18 protein-coding genes are annotated in these 15,727 nt (G+C 59.3%); 10 read left to right on the forward strand and 8 right to left on the reverse strand.

Translation table 11 applies throughout. The features are described 5' to 3' along the window. Positions 1–219 precede the first annotated feature (219 nt). The 9 genes from K3F49_RS30920 (at position 220) to K3F49_RS30960 (ending at position 7,498) form a co-directional block, all read left to right on the forward strand. On the forward strand, positions 220–462 hold the full coding sequence (locus tag K3F49_RS30920) for a helix-turn-helix transcriptional regulator (protein ID WP_276575432.1): 243 nt from the start codon (positions 220–222) through the stop codon (positions 460–462). Between the two features lie 150 nt (positions 463–612). Further along, positions 613–1,710, forward strand: a complete 1,098-nt coding sequence (locus K3F49_RS30925) for a hypothetical protein (RefSeq protein ID WP_234684679.1) — start codon at positions 613–615, stop codon at positions 1,708–1,710. A gap of 583 nt (positions 1,711–2,293) precedes the next feature. Then, positions 2,294–2,638: a hypothetical protein gene (locus K3F49_RS30930; protein ID WP_234684680.1), complete on the forward strand. Its 345-nt coding sequence runs from the start codon at positions 2,294–2,296 to the stop codon at positions 2,636–2,638. Beyond that, entirely contained in the window at positions 2,638–3,039 is a 402-nt protein-coding gene (locus K3F49_RS30935) for a hypothetical protein (RefSeq protein ID WP_234684681.1), read from the forward strand. Before K3F49_RS30930 ends, K3F49_RS30935 begins: the two co-directional genes overlap by 1 nt. A gap of 662 nt (positions 3,040–3,701) precedes the next feature. Beyond that, a complete protein-coding gene (locus tag K3F49_RS39485; protein WP_346657369.1) occupies positions 3,702–4,589 on the forward strand; it encodes a hypothetical protein in 888 nt (295 codons plus the stop codon). Further along, entirely contained in the window at positions 4,586–4,945 is a 360-nt protein-coding gene (locus tag K3F49_RS30945) for a hypothetical protein (protein WP_234684683.1), read from the forward strand. Before K3F49_RS39485 ends, K3F49_RS30945 begins: the two co-directional genes overlap by 4 nt. Position 4,946: 1 nt before the next feature. Continuing rightward, positions 4,947–5,795, forward strand: coding sequence for a hypothetical protein (locus K3F49_RS30950; protein WP_234684684.1), 849 nt, complete (start codon positions 4,947–4,949; stop codon positions 5,793–5,795). Between the two features lie 592 nt (positions 5,796–6,387). Next, a complete protein-coding gene (locus K3F49_RS30955; RefSeq protein WP_234684685.1) occupies positions 6,388–7,020 on the forward strand; it encodes a hypothetical protein in 633 nt (210 codons plus the stop codon). Between the two features lie 100 nt (positions 7,021–7,120). Continuing rightward, positions 7,121–7,498, forward strand: coding sequence for a hypothetical protein (locus tag K3F49_RS30960; protein WP_234684686.1), 378 nt, complete (start codon positions 7,121–7,123; stop codon positions 7,496–7,498). Here the strand turns inward: K3F49_RS30960 and K3F49_RS30965 are convergent. From K3F49_RS30965 to K3F49_RS30980, 4 genes are all read right to left on the reverse strand, one after another. Further along, positions 7,488–8,051 carry a Swt1 family HEPN domain-containing protein gene (locus tag K3F49_RS30965; RefSeq protein WP_234684687.1) on the reverse strand — a complete coding sequence of 188 codons (564 nt, stop codon included), beginning with the start codon at positions 8,049–8,051 and terminating at the stop codon, positions 7,488–7,490. The genes K3F49_RS30960 and K3F49_RS30965 overlap by 11 nt on opposite strands. Beyond that, positions 8,048–8,674: a DUF5343 domain-containing protein gene (locus tag K3F49_RS30970; protein WP_234684688.1), complete on the reverse strand. Its 627-nt coding sequence runs from the start codon at positions 8,672–8,674 to the stop codon at positions 8,048–8,050. The genes K3F49_RS30965 and K3F49_RS30970 overlap by 4 nt, the downstream gene beginning before the upstream one ends. Positions 8,675–8,833: 159 nt before the next feature. After that, positions 8,834–9,862 (reverse strand): AAA family ATPase, encoded by a 1,029-nt coding sequence (locus K3F49_RS30975; RefSeq protein WP_234684689.1) that lies wholly within the window; start codon positions 9,860–9,862, stop codon positions 8,834–8,836. Positions 9,863–10,189: 327 nt separating this feature from the next. Further along, the gene (locus K3F49_RS30980) at positions 10,190–10,405 is read right to left on the reverse strand and encodes a hypothetical protein (protein ID WP_234684690.1); all 216 of its coding nucleotides are present in this window, start codon (positions 10,403–10,405) and stop codon (positions 10,190–10,192) included. Between the two features lie 307 nt (positions 10,406–10,712). Between K3F49_RS30980 and atzF the strand changes: the two genes are divergently transcribed. Beyond that, a complete protein-coding gene (gene atzF, locus K3F49_RS30985) occupies positions 10,713–12,095 on the forward strand; it encodes an allophanate hydrolase (RefSeq protein ID WP_234684691.1) in 1,383 nt (460 codons plus the stop codon). Here the strand turns inward: atzF and K3F49_RS30990 are convergent. The 4 genes from K3F49_RS30990 to K3F49_RS31005 form a co-directional block, all read right to left on the reverse strand. Continuing rightward, positions 12,092–12,817 (reverse strand): Crp/Fnr family transcriptional regulator, encoded by a 726-nt coding sequence (locus K3F49_RS30990; protein WP_234684692.1) that lies wholly within the window; start codon positions 12,815–12,817, stop codon positions 12,092–12,094. The two genes, atzF and K3F49_RS30990, sit on opposite strands and share 4 nt — an antisense overlap. A 68-nt stretch (positions 12,818–12,885) precedes the next feature. Next, positions 12,886–13,761 carry an ABC transporter ATP-binding protein gene (locus tag K3F49_RS30995; protein ID WP_234684693.1) on the reverse strand — a complete coding sequence of 292 codons (876 nt, stop codon included), beginning with the start codon at positions 13,759–13,761 and terminating at the stop codon, positions 12,886–12,888. Beyond that, entirely contained in the window at positions 13,749–14,528 is a 780-nt protein-coding gene (locus K3F49_RS31000) for an ABC transporter permease (RefSeq protein WP_234684694.1), read from the reverse strand. Before K3F49_RS31000 ends, K3F49_RS30995 begins: the two co-directional genes overlap by 13 nt. Beyond that, the gene (locus K3F49_RS31005; RefSeq protein WP_234684695.1) at positions 14,525–15,433 is read right to left on the reverse strand and encodes an NrtA/SsuA/CpmA family ABC transporter substrate-binding protein; all 909 of its coding nucleotides are present in this window, start codon (positions 15,431–15,433) and stop codon (positions 14,525–14,527) included. Before K3F49_RS31005 ends, K3F49_RS31000 begins: the two co-directional genes overlap by 4 nt. Positions 15,434–15,727: the final 294 nt, after the last annotated feature.

Raw genomic sequence — 15,727 nt, forward strand, 5'->3', positions numbered from 1 at the left:
GAGGCCATCTACGAGGAAATCAACAAATCCGACCTACTCAGGCAGCGAGCTGTAAGCGACACCGAGAGTAAGGTTTACGACGCAATCGAGCGTCGCGTGATCAGCAGCCCCGTGCGGCGTTACCCTCCCGGCTTTTTTAAATAGCCCGATTTAGATTGCTAAGAAGTCACCGATCGATCTGCAACGATGCTCAGCGATCAATAGCGCGGAGTATCGATCATGAATGAGCGACCTATCATTTTTCTTCGACGGCCAGAAGTCCTGCGGCGTACCGGTCTCGGGAAGACGACCATCAGGCAAATGATGCTGGCGCGAACCTTTCCAAGATCGGTCCAGCTATCAGAGAAGTGCGTCGGCTGGCGCGAGGATCTGGTGGACGATTGGCTGAGAGCAAAAGATGAGGGGCGGGCGATCACCTTTGATCATCCCGAGCTAAAGCCGCAGAAGCGCGTGCGCTCATGATCGCCGGCTTGGCCGGTTGATCCACGACAAAGAAAAATGCCAGCTTGAATGGAGAGGGGCGCATCGACCACCGAGATGCGCCCCAATCACTTGCGATGGCCGCTCCGCCAAGAGCGCTATCGCCGAAGACAGCATGAAAGGGATGCTGCCGTGTCCAAAGCTTGCCATAGAGCGCCCCCAGCCGCCAACCGTGCCGACGATCACCAGCCGACGCGCCGCGCTGGCCGTCAGAGACGGGCGTCCAAGCCCCTCGCGGGGCCAGATACCCCCGAAGATGCCCCCTTCACCGCCACATCCCTCGACGGCCTCGGCAAGCCGCTGCAAGCGATCCCCTATTGCGATGTGATATCCGGCTGGATCAGAGAACCGCTCGTCACCGATGCTGCGGCTTACCTCCAGCGCGAATGTCGCGGCAAGCTCGATGCAAAAGAGCGCAAGCCGCGCTTCCGGCGATCCGGCCGGCCAGCGCTGGAATATCGCCAGCGCTTGACCTTGAGGCAGCCGACCCGAGCCGCGCTCGAATATCTCGGGCAGCATGACTTCATGCTCAACTACAGCGAATTCGCTCTGGACCGCTTCTATGGCACGGCGAATGAGCTTCGCGACGCGCTGCAATTCATCATCGCCCATGCGCTTGTCACGAACCGCGGCGACCAGATGGTGAGCGTCTGCTTCGGCCGGAAGGGCTTCACAGTCTACAGCGGCCAGCGCGGCGCACCGAACTTGAGCGTCACTTACGCCGATAAGGCATCCAAGGTCGCGAAATCGGCAATCCCGCCGCTTCACGATGAGCGACGCACCAATGGCGCGAGAGCGCACCGGCGCAAGCAGCTAGGCGTCATGCCGGACCAGAGCGACTTCTGGGAAGAAAACCAGTGCTTTTGCTACATAGCCGATACCGAAGGTCTCGGCCGCGCATATAATAACGCGATGGATGGCGACATTTCCCTCCCAAGGAAGTCGCGGAGAAAGCCAAAGCTCATGCGCATCGGCAGCACGATCATCAATAGAGACCTGCGGATGGGGCATCAGCTCATTCGCACACTCGGATTGTTCCGACCAGAGCAGCTATCGATGAGCAAAGAGGCAGAAGCAGCCGGCTGCAAGATGGAAGAGCTGCCAGGATATTGGAGCATCATGTCTGTCATCAGCATCCAGAACCTCTATGACAGACTCAATCCAATCATCCGAATAGATCGCTTCATCGGCAACATTGATGTGAATGCTAATTTCAATCTGGCTTGCTAGATCAGATCAGATCAAAGCCACGATGACATTGTCTCCTTGGTCCCTTAGTCGCTTGGCACCTTGACCAGCGAAAAGCCGACTCGATCCTGCATCACCCTCATGATGCCGGCCGCATTGCCGCTGATCGCACGATGAATTTCGAACTAAGAAAAATGTCGAAGAGAGCTAAGATCAACGAAGCGGCCCTCGCATCAAAGCCGTGCAGCAGGAGAAAAGGCTCTCTCTGCCTAGCCCATGTCCATAACGAAAAGCCCCGATTTTGACGGGGGAGCGGACAAATCGAAGCGACTGAAAAAGAAGCGATTTGCTCGATTGAGGTAACTATGGCGGAGATCAGTTCCGCTTAAGCACTTCGAAGAGATGGCCTTTTGTAAGCGGGTTGCATCGAAGCATCCGCGCGACTTAGCCATAGACCCATGCCGCTGGCCCATGTCCAAGCAGAGCGGGTGAGGTTCGAATGGCAAAGAGAGTAAGAGCAACTCACGAGGCACGCACGAGCAACGCTGATGGCCGACACTCGTCCCGCATCAGCACGGGACGCGATCTTCTGCCGAATGAAGATGGACGATCGCGTTGGGCTCGCTTGCTCAAGGCGACCTATCGAGCGCTGATCGCGCATTGCGGCGGTGACGATGCCGTGACCGACCCGCAGCGCATCGCATGCCGGCGCATCGGCGCACTGGAGGCTGAGCTTGTCCATATCGAAGATCGACTTGCGCGATTGCGCCGCGCGCGGAAGGAACCCCCGCAATCACTCTTGCAGACCTATGCCTCGCTGACAGCCCAGCAGCTTCGATTGAGCAGAGAGATCGGATGGCTTCGTCATGCGAAGGCGCTCAACGATGAGCCGCAAGACCTTCATAGCTATCTGGCGCGAAGAACCAATGGCCATCGGGGCATCATCCTCGAGCATGAGGAGGCAGATTGATGGGCGCCAAGATCATTCATCGCATCAGGTCGCATTATCCGCACTACCTCACTCAAGCGTTCCTGCGGCGGCTGCGCAGGGACTTCACCGAGCATCGTGTCAACGCGAAGGACCGCGGCATCGGCTTTGAGCTGACTTTCCCCCAATGGCTGGAAATCTGGATCGCCAGCGGCAGGGTACGGCGGCGGGGATGCCGGCGCGGGCAATATGTGATGGCGAGGCATGGGGATCGCGGCCCCTATGCCGTCGGGAATGTGAAGATCATCCTTGCCAGCGAGAACATCGCGGAGGCATCGCGAGGCCGAATTCCATCTGAAGCGACACGCGCCCTGATATCGCTCGCTGTAACGCTGAGCTGGAATGCCCGTCGAGCTGAGCGGCAGGCGGAGGTCCAGCTATGAAGCGCTTCCGAGCCAGAGAGGGTCAGGCGGCCGTTCCAGCGAGGCGAGGGCGCCTCTCCATCCTTGATGCCATTCGGGATGCTCGGCTCTTCTGGCCATGGTTCGTCAAGCGGCCGGAGAGCTGGGCAGCTTGGATGGCCTTCCTAGCCGCGCTCTTTGCGCTGGAAATGACGCCGGCGCAATTTCAGTTCTATCGGAAGTGTACGGGGCGCAAGAAGCCACCGACCTCGGCCGCGCGGCATAGTTACCTGATATGTGGAAGAAGGGCGGGCAAATCCTTCATCCTGGCGCTTGTCGCGACTTTCCTTGCTTGCTTCTTTGACTATCGGCCGTATCTCGCCCCCGGCGAGCGCGGCACGATCATGATCGTCGCTTCGGACCGCCGGCAGGCGCGCACGATCCTGAGGTATATCCGCGCGCTCTTGAAGCAGGTTCCGTTACTCGCCCGCATGATTGAGCGCGAGACGGCGGAGGGCTTCGATCTCGACAATCGGGTGACGATCGAAATATCGACGGCGTCCATGAAATCGGTACGCGGCTATACCGTCGTTGCCGCGCTGCTCGATGAGGCGGCATTCTTCACGACTGATGAGGGCTCTGCTTCGCCGGATGCCGAGATCGTCAAGGCCATCAAGCCTGCGATGTCCACGATCCCGAATGCGATGCTGCTTGTCGCCAGCTCGCCCTATGCCAAGCGAGGCATTCTTTACGAGGCCTATCGCAATCACTTCGGCAAGGACGGCGATCCGACGCTCGTCTGGCAAGCCGATACCCGCACGATGAACCCGAGCGTGCCGCAATCGGAGATCGACGAGGCTTACGCTGCCGACCCGGCGACTGCATCTGCGGAATTCGGCGCGCAATTTCGCAATGACATCGAGAGCTATATCTCGTTGGATGCCGTGCTCGCTTGCGTATCCGATGGCATTTATGAGCGGCCGGCGGAGAGAGGCATCACCTATTCGGCGTTCTTAGACCCGTCCGGCGGCTCGGGGCAGGACAGCTATACGCTGGCAATCGGTCACCTCGACGCAAAGACCGGCATGGCGATTGTCGATTGCATCCGCGAAGCCAAGCCGCCTTTCAGCCCCGAGGAGACAACTGCGACCTTTGCGGCGACGCTCAAGAGCTATCGCATCCGCAAAGCGCTCGGGGACCGCTTTGCCGGAGAATTCGTGCGCGAGCAGCTTCGCAAGCATGGCGTTAGCTACGATCCAAGCGCCAAAGCCAAGAGCGACCTTTATCGGGACGTGCTGCCGCTGATCAATAGCCGCAAGATCGACTTCCTCGATCACAAGCGGATGGTGCAGCAATTCGTCGGGCTGGAAATGCGGACATCGCGCGCCGGCAAGCCGTCTATCGATCACGCTCCAAATCAGCACGATGACATCAGCAATGCTGTCGCCGGCCTGATCGCGAACATCGGCGGCAAGCGATACCGCTATGACAGCTCTCTCGCTTGGGTGGGCGGCGACGATCTCAATGAGAACGCGACTTTCCGAGCCGGGCGGATCACCCGGTATCTCTTCTCAGGAGGACTAATCAGATGAAGAGCGATGTTTTCGACAAAGACGGCAAGCTGATCACGCTGGCCGGCAATGTGATCCCGGATGGTGCAAAGATCCGGGTACCGCACATGATCATGGATGCGGCTCCGCCGGCCATGCTTCACCGGCCAGGATCGCTGCCGCTGGCGGACGCGGACACGGATGCTCGGCAGACGGCCTATGACGATCGCAAGCGGAGCTTGTCAGACCGGTGGAAGCAGCCGGCGCCTGCTCAGCTCCCCGCCGATGCCAGACCGGGCCAGACGACGCCGCCAGCACCCGTCGCGGCCGCCTCTGACGCCGCTGCTCAATATGCCGGCCGCTGCGCGGCTCTCGAACGTGCCTATAAGGGGGCCTGACATGCTGGCATTGCCAACCCTGGCCCAGGTGAAGCTGGATCGGCTCGATAGCCGCGCCATGGAGCTGCATGATGCGGTCGCCTCCCTAGCCCGTCGAGCTTCCGAACTCTCCAGAGCGCGAAGCACGGCACCGGCCATGGAGCTGGCCGGAATGGATCGAGAGCTCGCGCGTCTACAGGACAAGCTGCCCGATCTGCAAGAGAAGCACCGCAATCTCGCTAACCTCGGCACCAACATCAAGCATTGGGTCTCAGCCGCGACCGGGACCTACGAGATGGCCAAGCTGAGTCGAGCGATGCCGGCCGATGTGAAGACGACTCGGACGCCGGCCCAAGCAGTGTCGAATGTGAGAGCGCAGATCAGAGTGCTCGCTGCTGAGCGGGTGCGCGTCTTGCAATCGGGCCTGCCCCCGGCCGATCTGAAGGAGCAAGCATCCGCATTCGTTGCGGCTCAGCGCGAGCGCGGCCGGCCGAAGCTCGCCTTCGGCCATGGTCAGGTCTTCCAAGCGAGTTTCGACGCCCATGTTGATGGAGCTTGGACTCCCAAGCTGGACATCAGCGCCGCGCTTGCTTGGCTGGACCCCATCGCCTTCGAGAAGCGACTGCATGAAACCATAGACATGCTGCCGCAGCCGACGCTGGCGATGTCGTCGCTAGACCGAGCCGCCAAGCTGCTCGCGCTGGAGGCGGAGCTGCTGAAGTACGAACGCGAAGAGGAAGCGCTGATCGAACTCAGCGAAGAGCAAGGGGCGGCCGTACATCGCAGATTGGATGCCGATCCCCGCGCAGTCCTCGGCATCGAGCCGGCGGGATCGAAGAAGTCGAAGCCTGAGCGGATCAGAGCGGCTTAAGAGTCACCCTCCCAATCCACGATCCATGGGAGGGACCTTCCGGTCGCTTTGAGAGCTTTCACGGCCGGACCGTCCAGTACGCAGGTGATGGTAACAACAGCGTACAGCCTGCGGCCATGCCTCCTTTTGGTGGCGCGGCAGGCAAGTGAGCCGCCGCTCCCCTGCCCGGTGTCCAGCGGCGGCTCGCTTAGTGCTAGATAGACCCTGGGTGACTTCGAAGAGGCCGGCGGGGATGTTCGCTTCGCTGCGAGCACATCGAGCACAAGTTAGCACCATTCAGCACATCAGAACGTCGAGTACAGTGGGGCGCCTTCTAAGGTCCTGACACCGCTTCGCTTTTTCGCGAACTCTCGATCTATTTGACAAAACTCAATAGCATGAGTTACGCTAGTTCGTGTGAATTCGGGTACATGAAGTGCAATCAAATGCAACTCGCTCGCTGTAAGTAAATATCTAAGTCATTGATATTGTTGATGTTTGCCGTAGAGTCCCTTCCAAGCATCGGGGTCCAAACTCGCTGCCGAGGGAACCTCAAAAAGGGGCCGGTCTCCACCCCGGTCCCGCTCCCTCCTCAACAAGGAAAGTCTTTCGAATGGCCGTCCCGCCCACAGTTGCCGCAGGCAAGGCGATCGTCGCGAAGCAGCTTGCCCAGCGCGAAGCATTGTGGTCGGGGGCGGACCCGTGGCTCTGGCATCGCAAAGCCAACAAGGGCTTTGCGACGATCCCGAAGACGATGCCCCTCATCCTTCAGATCATGGATGACCTGAGCAACGGAAAGCCGCTCTCTTCGACTTATCTCGCCCTGTGGTGCGACACGTGGGACAACTCGATGGTCAACCTGTCGAAGCCCCAGGAGATGGCTCATGCTGCTGGGTTCACCGGGCAGCGCGCCGTCTACACATGGCGGACTCGAATGCTTCTGCTCAAAGAGCTTTTGTTCATTGACATCAAACCCGGCAAGTCGGGCGACATCAGCCACGTCCTGATTTGGAATCCGCACCTCATCATTCGCATGCATCAGCAAAAGAAGACGCCAGGACTCACAGAAGCGGCATTCAACGCTTTGCTAGAGCGAGCACTGGATATCGGCGCCAAGGATATTGTGGAGCCCTTTCCAGTAGTTGCCGCTGCACCCCCACCGCCGACACCACCGACGAACGCAGCAAGCGCTGAAATGCCGACTACTGTCGCAGCAGTCTCCGATGCAGATAAAGCGCCAAGCTAGGGGCTTTGCGATGGCCCGCAACAAGACCTAGCGGCTCGACTCTTTGTTCCTGTTATGTTCTATTCTCGCCATGGGCAAAGAGCGGATGGCGAGCTGGCGGATGTACTCAAGGAAGCAGATCGACAAATTAGCCGGCATCGCTGACCAGCAGAGGAGGCCGTCGCCGCCCGAGCCAGCGCCGGCCGACCAAATCCCCGATGCTCTATGGCAATCCCTGCTGGACGATCCGCGCGCAGCCGGCAAGCCCAAGCAGCCAATCCAGCAATGCCGCCTCGCCGATATCCATCACCACATGCTGCGCGTCGAGTGCTCGCGCTGCTCTCGCATTGTCGAGATGCAGAAGGCCGAAGCCATCCGCTATTTCGGAGCCGACGCGATCTGGAAGAATGTCGGCCAGCGCTTACTCGACCAGACCTGCACCAATCGGACCGGTCGCCACGAGGAGGATGGTTGCTGGCCCGATTGGGCTAAGGAGTAACAACCCTAAACCAATCGCGCATGGTCTGCTTGATCCTCTCCAGCTCTTCGCCTGAGATAGTACTCATATGGCAGATCGTATTTCGCAAATGAACTAAAAGACGTGCTTCTTGAATGAGCCCTTTATCACGGACCGCTTCGTCAAAACCTTCCTTCCAATTGACGTCAATCACGCGCAGCAGTTGCGGCAAGGTCATGAGCGAGGACTTGTCACGAGAGCCGAGCGCCATCCAGCTTTTTACTTCCTCGGTCTCTTCTAGCTTCGTGACCTCTGTCTGGACATCTGGCGGTACCTTGTCCCACCAGTTCTGGTGTTCTTTGGAGAGAACCTCCACGATGATTTCCCGGAGATAGCTTTCGAATACAAAGAAGAGCTTGTATCCGATCGCCGCATCGATGGCGCGCCTGACTTTGTCTGGGACCATCTCTGCAAGATCGTATTCGTTCGATAAAAGCAGGGTCTCTTTCGGGACGACATCCTCAATCCGAGCGACGGTCTTCTCGGCTGCTTGCCCAAGCATAATGAAGAGCGCGGCTCTTGCGTCATTGCTCATACAAAAGTCTTCCGGATGGCGTTGAAAATATTTAGATACGTTTCTTCCGTGCCATTCGAGGGAAGCTGCACCTGGATTACATATTGAAATTCGGTGCGCAGGCCCTTCGGCGCCGCCCTGCGGCTTCCATTGTCTTGGCTCTCTTCTTCGGCAGGCACGTCGTCTTGCTCCTTCTCCTTTTCGATTGCCTTTGTGGCACTCCCACCTTCGAAGTCGCCTTGATTGACTAAGGAAGAAAATGTTGCCGAAATACGAGCGGTCATATCGTCGTCGCTGCCAGCGACCTGCGCGACAAGACTCTTGAGCTTGTCGCCAGAGAGCTTATTGGCTTTCTCGTCCGCATTAAAAAGCGGCGCATAGGCAATCTTTATCCCATCGGCAATTGCGGCTTTCGATTTGTCACCTTTTAGCAGGGTATAGTGGGTTGTTGGCGTATTGGACTGATCGAGAAACCCGAGATTGCGCATCAGCGGGATTAGTTGCCGATCATTGGTGCTTGCGAGCCCGATCGTGGTCTTCAAAAAGTCATGCGTGAATTTCGGTGGTACCTTTGCTGAGGCAATTTTCGTGAAAAGTGTGGAGACGTTCTTATTGCTTGCGAGATAAGGCAGGGAGGCTGGCATGGAGTTTCCTCTAATGATTTGGTGGAACTTACCATGCCTGCTCTCTCCATATTCAAAAGCGTGCAATTATTCCCACGTCGCCCACAGGGTTGTGCGTCTCAAAAGGAGTCAATTTCGGGATAGGTCAGGCGCGAGGCGTCAAGGGAGTACCCGACGGCCTTAGCCGCTTGGCTTCTTAAGGTCCCACCACCAAACACCGTCTCGCCGCTTGGCCACCACGCCAGCTTCGCTCTTTGCCGCTTTGAAGGTGCCGGGAGAAATTCCGACCCCTTCTGCGTGGGCCATGACTTCATATGAAGTCATGGGACCTTCAGCCAGCCATTTCTGCAAATAAAGGACTGCCTGCTGCTGCTTGGTCACATGAGCGCTTTTCCCTGCGACCACCGCTTCAAGATCGACTTCTTCATAGTCCCCTTCCCAGTCGACGACCGGTTGTCCAAGGTAGCTGCTGACCTCAAAGGCGACCGCTTTGCGCTCGTGCCAAAGATTAGCCTTCTCCATCATTAGAAAGCGCCGCCCAGTGACCGCGCTCTTACCGACCATCACGACCGACCTAGAGACATTCACCAGGCCAACGCTGCCCAAAATGCGCTGCCTCGGCTTTTTTGTTCCGTCCTTGATCAAATGCAAGACATTGAGCCAAGCGAACCCATACTTGCCGGCCATGCGGGCGATAGGACCAAGCATGCTCCTTACCTGATCTTCCTTGTACAGACTGATCTCTCCAGCGAAGTCGGTGATAGGGTCGGCCAAAATTGCGCGCACGTCCCCGATTTGGCAAATGATACGCTCCAGATCGACCAGTGTATTGTCGAGCCTGCCAAGAAGCTCGTCCTCATCGCCTATGCGAGCGCCGCGTCTCTCGACCACCACCATATGAACGCGAGCCATATTCGCACAAGCTGCTTCTAGTCGAGGACGGATCATGTATCCCGGGTCATCCTCCTTGCAGAGAATAACGATTGAGCCGGGCTTGTGGACCTGCTCCTGCTCGTCGCCGATTTGAGGCATCGGATCGCCGGTCGTTAGTCGCGCCAAGATGTCATAGATCGCGGTGGTCTTGCCGACCTCTCCATCACCCGCGACGGTCGTTATGAAGCCGAAAGGTATGAATGGACGCCAAAGCCACTTAACTTCCCGCCGCTTGAACTCGGTGAGCGCTTTCGGCCGCCACCCTGCATCGTTCATTTGGACCTCCTGCAATAAAGGCCACAAGTTACCGGGCGAGAGACGACCGACTTAGCAATCGAAATGCGCTCATTTAGATTTGGCTGGCCCGCGCTGGTGGCCCCCGTCGCGGCCCATGCCGGGCCCGGCTCCAAGCCGGCCGGTATCGATCGTCAGCGGCATCTCAGTGGAGCTTAATCGTTGAAATGGCGGCCAGAACGATCGATGGCGGCCGAGATCGGCGGGAAATTAAATTTCCACTCTCTCCGCCATTCGCGCGATTTTGTACGCCAGACTGCGATTTAGGATACTTGTGAACCGCGCAATTCCCGGCATGACTGCCTGGATTTATTTGCGCGACTCAAGCTTCTTGAGGACCATCTCCGCAGTCGGCAGCAGGCGATCAGCCGCGCCCTGTTTGCGGCTTTCGGGCCGTCGCGTACCGACGTTCGAGCACTGCAAGATCGGCTGGGACGCGGTGCATGCCGACGAGCGACTCAGGATATTGCGATGCGGCCGGTCAATCTGGATGCGGAACAACGGATTCGGCGATCCGCCCGGCATTTCCGCTCTCCGAAGGTGAAGGCCACACGTTCGAATCGTGTCGGGCGAGCGACGCGCATCAAAGACCTACCAACAACCGGACAACGCAGCGCTACGCCGGTGGTCTAGATTGTCCCCGTACGGTCTGCGCTCCATGACGAAATAGGCAGTCGAAGGGATCAGCTGCGCAACGCGATCTGATTGGTAGGTCCAATTCGCGGATGGGTTGCAGGTTCGAGTCCTGCGCTGCGACAGAGGCGCTTAGTTGCTTTTATCGCTGGGCAGCGGCTTCATATTTCCTGGGTCATGCCCCTCAGGAGCTCATTCCGTGCCGCAAGCTATCTTATCCGCGCAGAGTCGCCCCCTACGTTCGCCTGCCGAGTTAGCCTCCATCATCACAACCTCCTATGAGCGCATCGAACGGGATCGGCGCCGCAACTGCTGGATATATGTGCGGCCTATAGAAGAGGCGCTGGCCGAGGCTGACGCCCTTGTGCGGCGAGCGGAGGAGGGCGACGTCCTGCCGCTCCTTGGCGTGCCATTCGGCGTCAAGGACAATATTGACGTTGAGGACATGCCAACGACAGCAGCCTGTCCGTCATTCGAATATGTGGCTGCGCAATCGGCCAGATGCGTCGAGAGATTGACGGCCGCGGGTGCGATCTGTCTTGGCAAGACCAACCTGGATCAATTCGCAACCGGACTGTCCGGCACCCGCTCCCCCTACGGCGCCTGTTCCAGCGCTGCCAACGATCTCTATATTTCGGGCGGTTCGAGTTCCGGTTCGGCTGCTGCTGTAGCATCCGGCCATGTTGCCTTCGCTCTCGGCACAGATACCGGCGGCTCGGGCCGGATTCCCGCCGGCTTCAATGGGATCATCGGGATCAAGCCAACCGTCGGCCTCGTCTCATCCCGGGGGCTTGTGCCGAACTGTCCGACGCTCGATTGCCCCTCGATTTTCTGCAATTCCATTGCCGAAGGTCGAATTCTGCTCGGGTTGATCGAAGGATTCGACGACAGCGATCCTTATAGCCGCCAACGGATTGCCTCGTCCTCCCCATCTCCTCGCAAATTCCGGTTCGGCCAGGTCTCTGTCAGTCATCTGAATTCATTCGGCATGCCGGAATGCAATGACCTTTACGGGCAGGCCTGCAGGAGGCTTTCGGGACTGGGAGGCCAAGCCAGGCAAACTGACTTCGCGCCTTTCGCCGAAGCTGGTGAAATGCTCTTTTCAGGGCCTTGGATTGCCGAACGTCATGCTGCGATCAGCCAGCTCCTGGACATCGATCATGGAGACCTGCTTGACGTCATCCGCAACGTGCTCGGCGCAGCTGCCCGGTTTTCCGCAACAGATGCGTTCGCCGCGCAACATCGACTTTTGAAGCTGCGAAGCCAGATCCAATCGCTTTTCGAGGAGATCGATGTCCTGGTGGTACCTACCGCGCCACGCCCCTTCACGATCTCGGAGATGATGGAAGATCCCGTCACGCTCAACAGCCGCCTCGGTTACTACTCCTATTTTGCCAATCTCGTGGACTTGTGCGCGGTGGCAGTTCCCAACGCAACGCTCGGCAACGGCATGCCGATGGGCATCACTTTGCTAGCGCCTGCGTGGCGTGACGTTGCTCTTCTCGAGCTTGCCGAGCGATGGCTGCCCGATGCGAAGGCCGGACTGTTCGACCTAAAAGTATATCAGAAGGCCGCGTCCTAGACGACTTCGAGATCGAGAGCGCGCAGATTGAGGATCACAATGAGGCCCCGGTGATAACGGATGACGCCCCTTGCCTGCATGCGGGAGAGCTGCACCGTCACCCATTGGCGGGTGGAGCCGATCAGATTGGCGAGATCACCATGCGTGAACGGGATCCCGATCACGATCTCACGGCCCTGCTGCGAGCCGTAGATCTTCGAGAGGAAGACCAACAGACGATGCAACCGCTCGGTCACCGAGCGGGTCCCCAGCATTTGCGCCATCGCCGAGTAGCACCGAGCCTTGAAGGCGAGCGCGTCCAGCAGCGCGACCGCGATACTTGCCGATTGAAGCGCCAGCGCGCGCAGAGCGGTACCGGGCAAGAACGTCACCTGGCTCCGTTCCACTGCAACCGAAGACCATACGTGGGCACCGGTACCGAACAGATCCGGGCCGCCGACGAAATTGCCAGCGAACCAGTAGGCCAGCGTCACCTCGCGTCCGGAAGGAGCCGCGTAGTAGCTGCGAATACGCCCCTCTTCGATCAGATAAATGCCGTTCTGCAGATCGCCCTGACGCCAGACATGTTTACCTGCCTGCAGGACCTCCTCGCGGCCGATGGCGAGGACACGACGCCGGTCAGCCTCACATAACGGATCCAACAAGCTGGGCAGCGACCCGACCAGGGCATCCGATCCCGCCAGCATGATGCCGGTCGTATTCCTGAGACTTGCCGCTGACATGTACTCGCTCCCCTTGCCGCCGCAAGGGAAAACCATTCAAGAGCCATGCCAGACCTATCGTCAGGCGCCTACGTCCTGATTTCCATTTGCTCGAAGGCTCTGCGGCCCTCCGACCGGATCAGGTCAAGGCAATCCCGCTTGAGGGCGATATAGGCAGCCTCCGCAACGATGGCGCTGGAGCGCGGTCGCGGCAGGCTCACCTGAAGATCCTTGAGGATGCGGCCAGGTCCCGCGCTCATGATCAGCACACGGTCAGAGAGAAGGATCGCTTCATCGATGTCGTGTGTGACGAAGACGATTGTTGCGTTGATCCGCTCGCGGAGCTCGAGCAGATTGTCCTGCATAACGGCCCGGGTCTGCGCATCCAGTGCCCCGAACGGCTCGTCCATCAACAGGACGCGCGGCTGATTGGCGAGGGCACGGGCAATCGCAACCCGCTGCTGCATGCCTCCCGATAGCGTGTGCGGATATGCCGACGCAAATCTGGTCAGCCCGATCATCTCGATGAGGTTGTCGGCAATCCGCAGCGCCTCTGCATTCGGCTTGCCGAGGGCGCGCGGCCCGTGCGCGATGTTCCGGCGCACCGATTTCCACGGAAACAGATGTGGCTGTTGGAAGACCATCCCGATCTCGGGCCGTGGCGCTAGCATTGCTTCGCCGGCCATGAGCACTTGGCCTTCGAACGGTCGCTCGAGGCCGGCCATCGCATTCAGGAGCGTGGATTTGCCGCAGCCGGATGGACCGACGATCGAGACGAATTCTCCCTGGGCTACCGCCAGAGATACGCGGTCGACCGCGATAACCTGTCCGCTCGGCGCATCAAAGACGACGCTCAAATCCTCGACCCGGATGGTTGTCTGACGTGCCGGGGCGGACGGCGGGTACGTATCCACGAGCCTGAGCGGCTGGTCTGGACGAAGCAGGCTCGGGGTCATCGCCACCACACGGCACGTTCGGCAAGAGACGCGAAGAAGCGGTCGGCGACGAAGGAAAGCAGCCCGAGAGCCGCCAACCCGCCCATGACCTGACCCGTTTGCATGTTCTGTTGCGCAATTTCGATACGGTAGACGATGCCGGCGAACGCACCTGCCAACTCGGCGGCGACCAGCGTGTAGAAAGAGATACTCACCGCAGTGCGAAGACCGACCGTGATATAGGGTAGCGCGCCAAGAAAGACGATCTCCCACAGCATCTGCGGCTGCGGCGTACCGAGCATCTGGGCGGCACGGATAAGTCCGCGGTCGACTTTCTGCACCCCGATGTGGGTCGCGAGCCATACCGTGAAGAACACGCCCCAAACGACCAGGAAAAGCTTGCCCGTCTCCGAGAGGCCAAACCAAAGGATGACGATCGGCACGAAGGCGACGGGAGGAATTGGACGAAGGATGTGAAACAAGGGTGAAAGCAGGCTGGACACCAACCGGAACCGGCCAGTCAGGACGCCGAGCACGATCCCGCCCACGGCCCCGATCGCAAATCCCGCGGCCACGCGCGAGAGGCTCGCCATCAGGTCGGCGAAGAATTGTCCGCTGCGAATCCATTCGAGAATGGCGACGGCGACGGTCGATGGCGGCGGAAACAGCACGGCGTTCACGAAGCCGGAGCGCGCAACCAGTTCCCACACGCCTGTGAAGGCGGGCACGGAGAGGATGGCGACCAGTACGCTCAGCCGCGCCGTCGCGCTCGCACTGCTGCGTCCCCCGACGCTCACGGGCGCGCCTCCAGCGTGACGCGAGCCGGATCGAGCGCCTTCAGCGGTGCCGTCACCAGGACTTTCGAGAAATCGGGCATGCTCGCTCCAGGGGGATGATTGCCGGTCTCGAGCCGCCAGGCGGCATGGATTCTCAGAGTCGTGAGAATCCTGTCGTCGAGGCGCACATGGTAGACATAGTCCGGCCAGATCGAGGCCAATTCGTCGCGTTTCATCCCGGTCGCTGCGGCGATGACGTCGATTGCTTCACCCGGATGCAACTTGAGCCAGCCCTCGGCCTCGATGAGGGACGCCAGGAACCTACTGACGATCGCCGGGTTGGCCGCGAGGTAAGACTGCGTCACGACAATATTGAAGGTCTCCGAGTAGAGACCTTTGGTCTCAAGCGGGATCGCGCCTTCGCCAAGAGCCTTCTTCGCATTCGCGACGTGCGGCTCCCAGGTATCGAACGCATCGATACTGCCAGCCGCCATGGCGGGGAGCATTTCCTGAGGTCGCAGGTTGACGAGCGTCACGTCTTTCGAAGTCAGGCCCGCCGCTTTCAACAGAACCGACGTGTAAACTTCACTGCCGGTTCCGGCCGTAAAGGCGATTCGCTTTCCACGCAGATCGTCCTTCGTCTTGATCCCGGCAGAAGCTGCGGTCATGGTCTTGAGATCCGAATATTCCATCCCCGCCACGAAGGCGATCGGCTGTTGCGCCATCGCGGCGGCCGTGACCGGTGCCTCAGCGGTTGTGGCGATATCCGCTCCTCCCCCAAGCACCGTATCGAGGCACTGCTTCCCGCTGGTGAAATTGGAGACCGAGATGTCAAGCCCCTGCCTGGCGAAAATGCCCTTCGCATTGGCGACAATCGCCAGTCCCGAGATCGGCCCAAGATTCTGGGCGAGCCGCGCCTTCAGCAATTCCTCGGCTGTCGCGCGCTCAGACGGCGAAAACAGGAAGGAGGCAGATAGTACGAACACGGCGGAGCGAAGAGCAATTGTTGATCGCATGCCAAACCCCTGTAATGCCGGCGACCGGAGTGATCGACCTTGACGATAGGATCGCCTGAAGATGGAAGACCATGAAGCAATTAATCGACAAGGTCCTGCTGCCCAGTTTTTGCGCAAGCAGCGCCAGCTTCCGATTGTGACCGGGACGAAAAGTTCGTCATGTTGCCCACACCTTGGGCGTACCGTAGCTGCAGCAACGGCTCG

Origin of the sequence: Bradyrhizobium monzae, from assembly GCF_021458635.1 — a bacterium.
Taxonomy (GTDB): Bacteria; Pseudomonadota; Alphaproteobacteria; order Rhizobiales; family Xanthobacteraceae; genus Bradyrhizobium.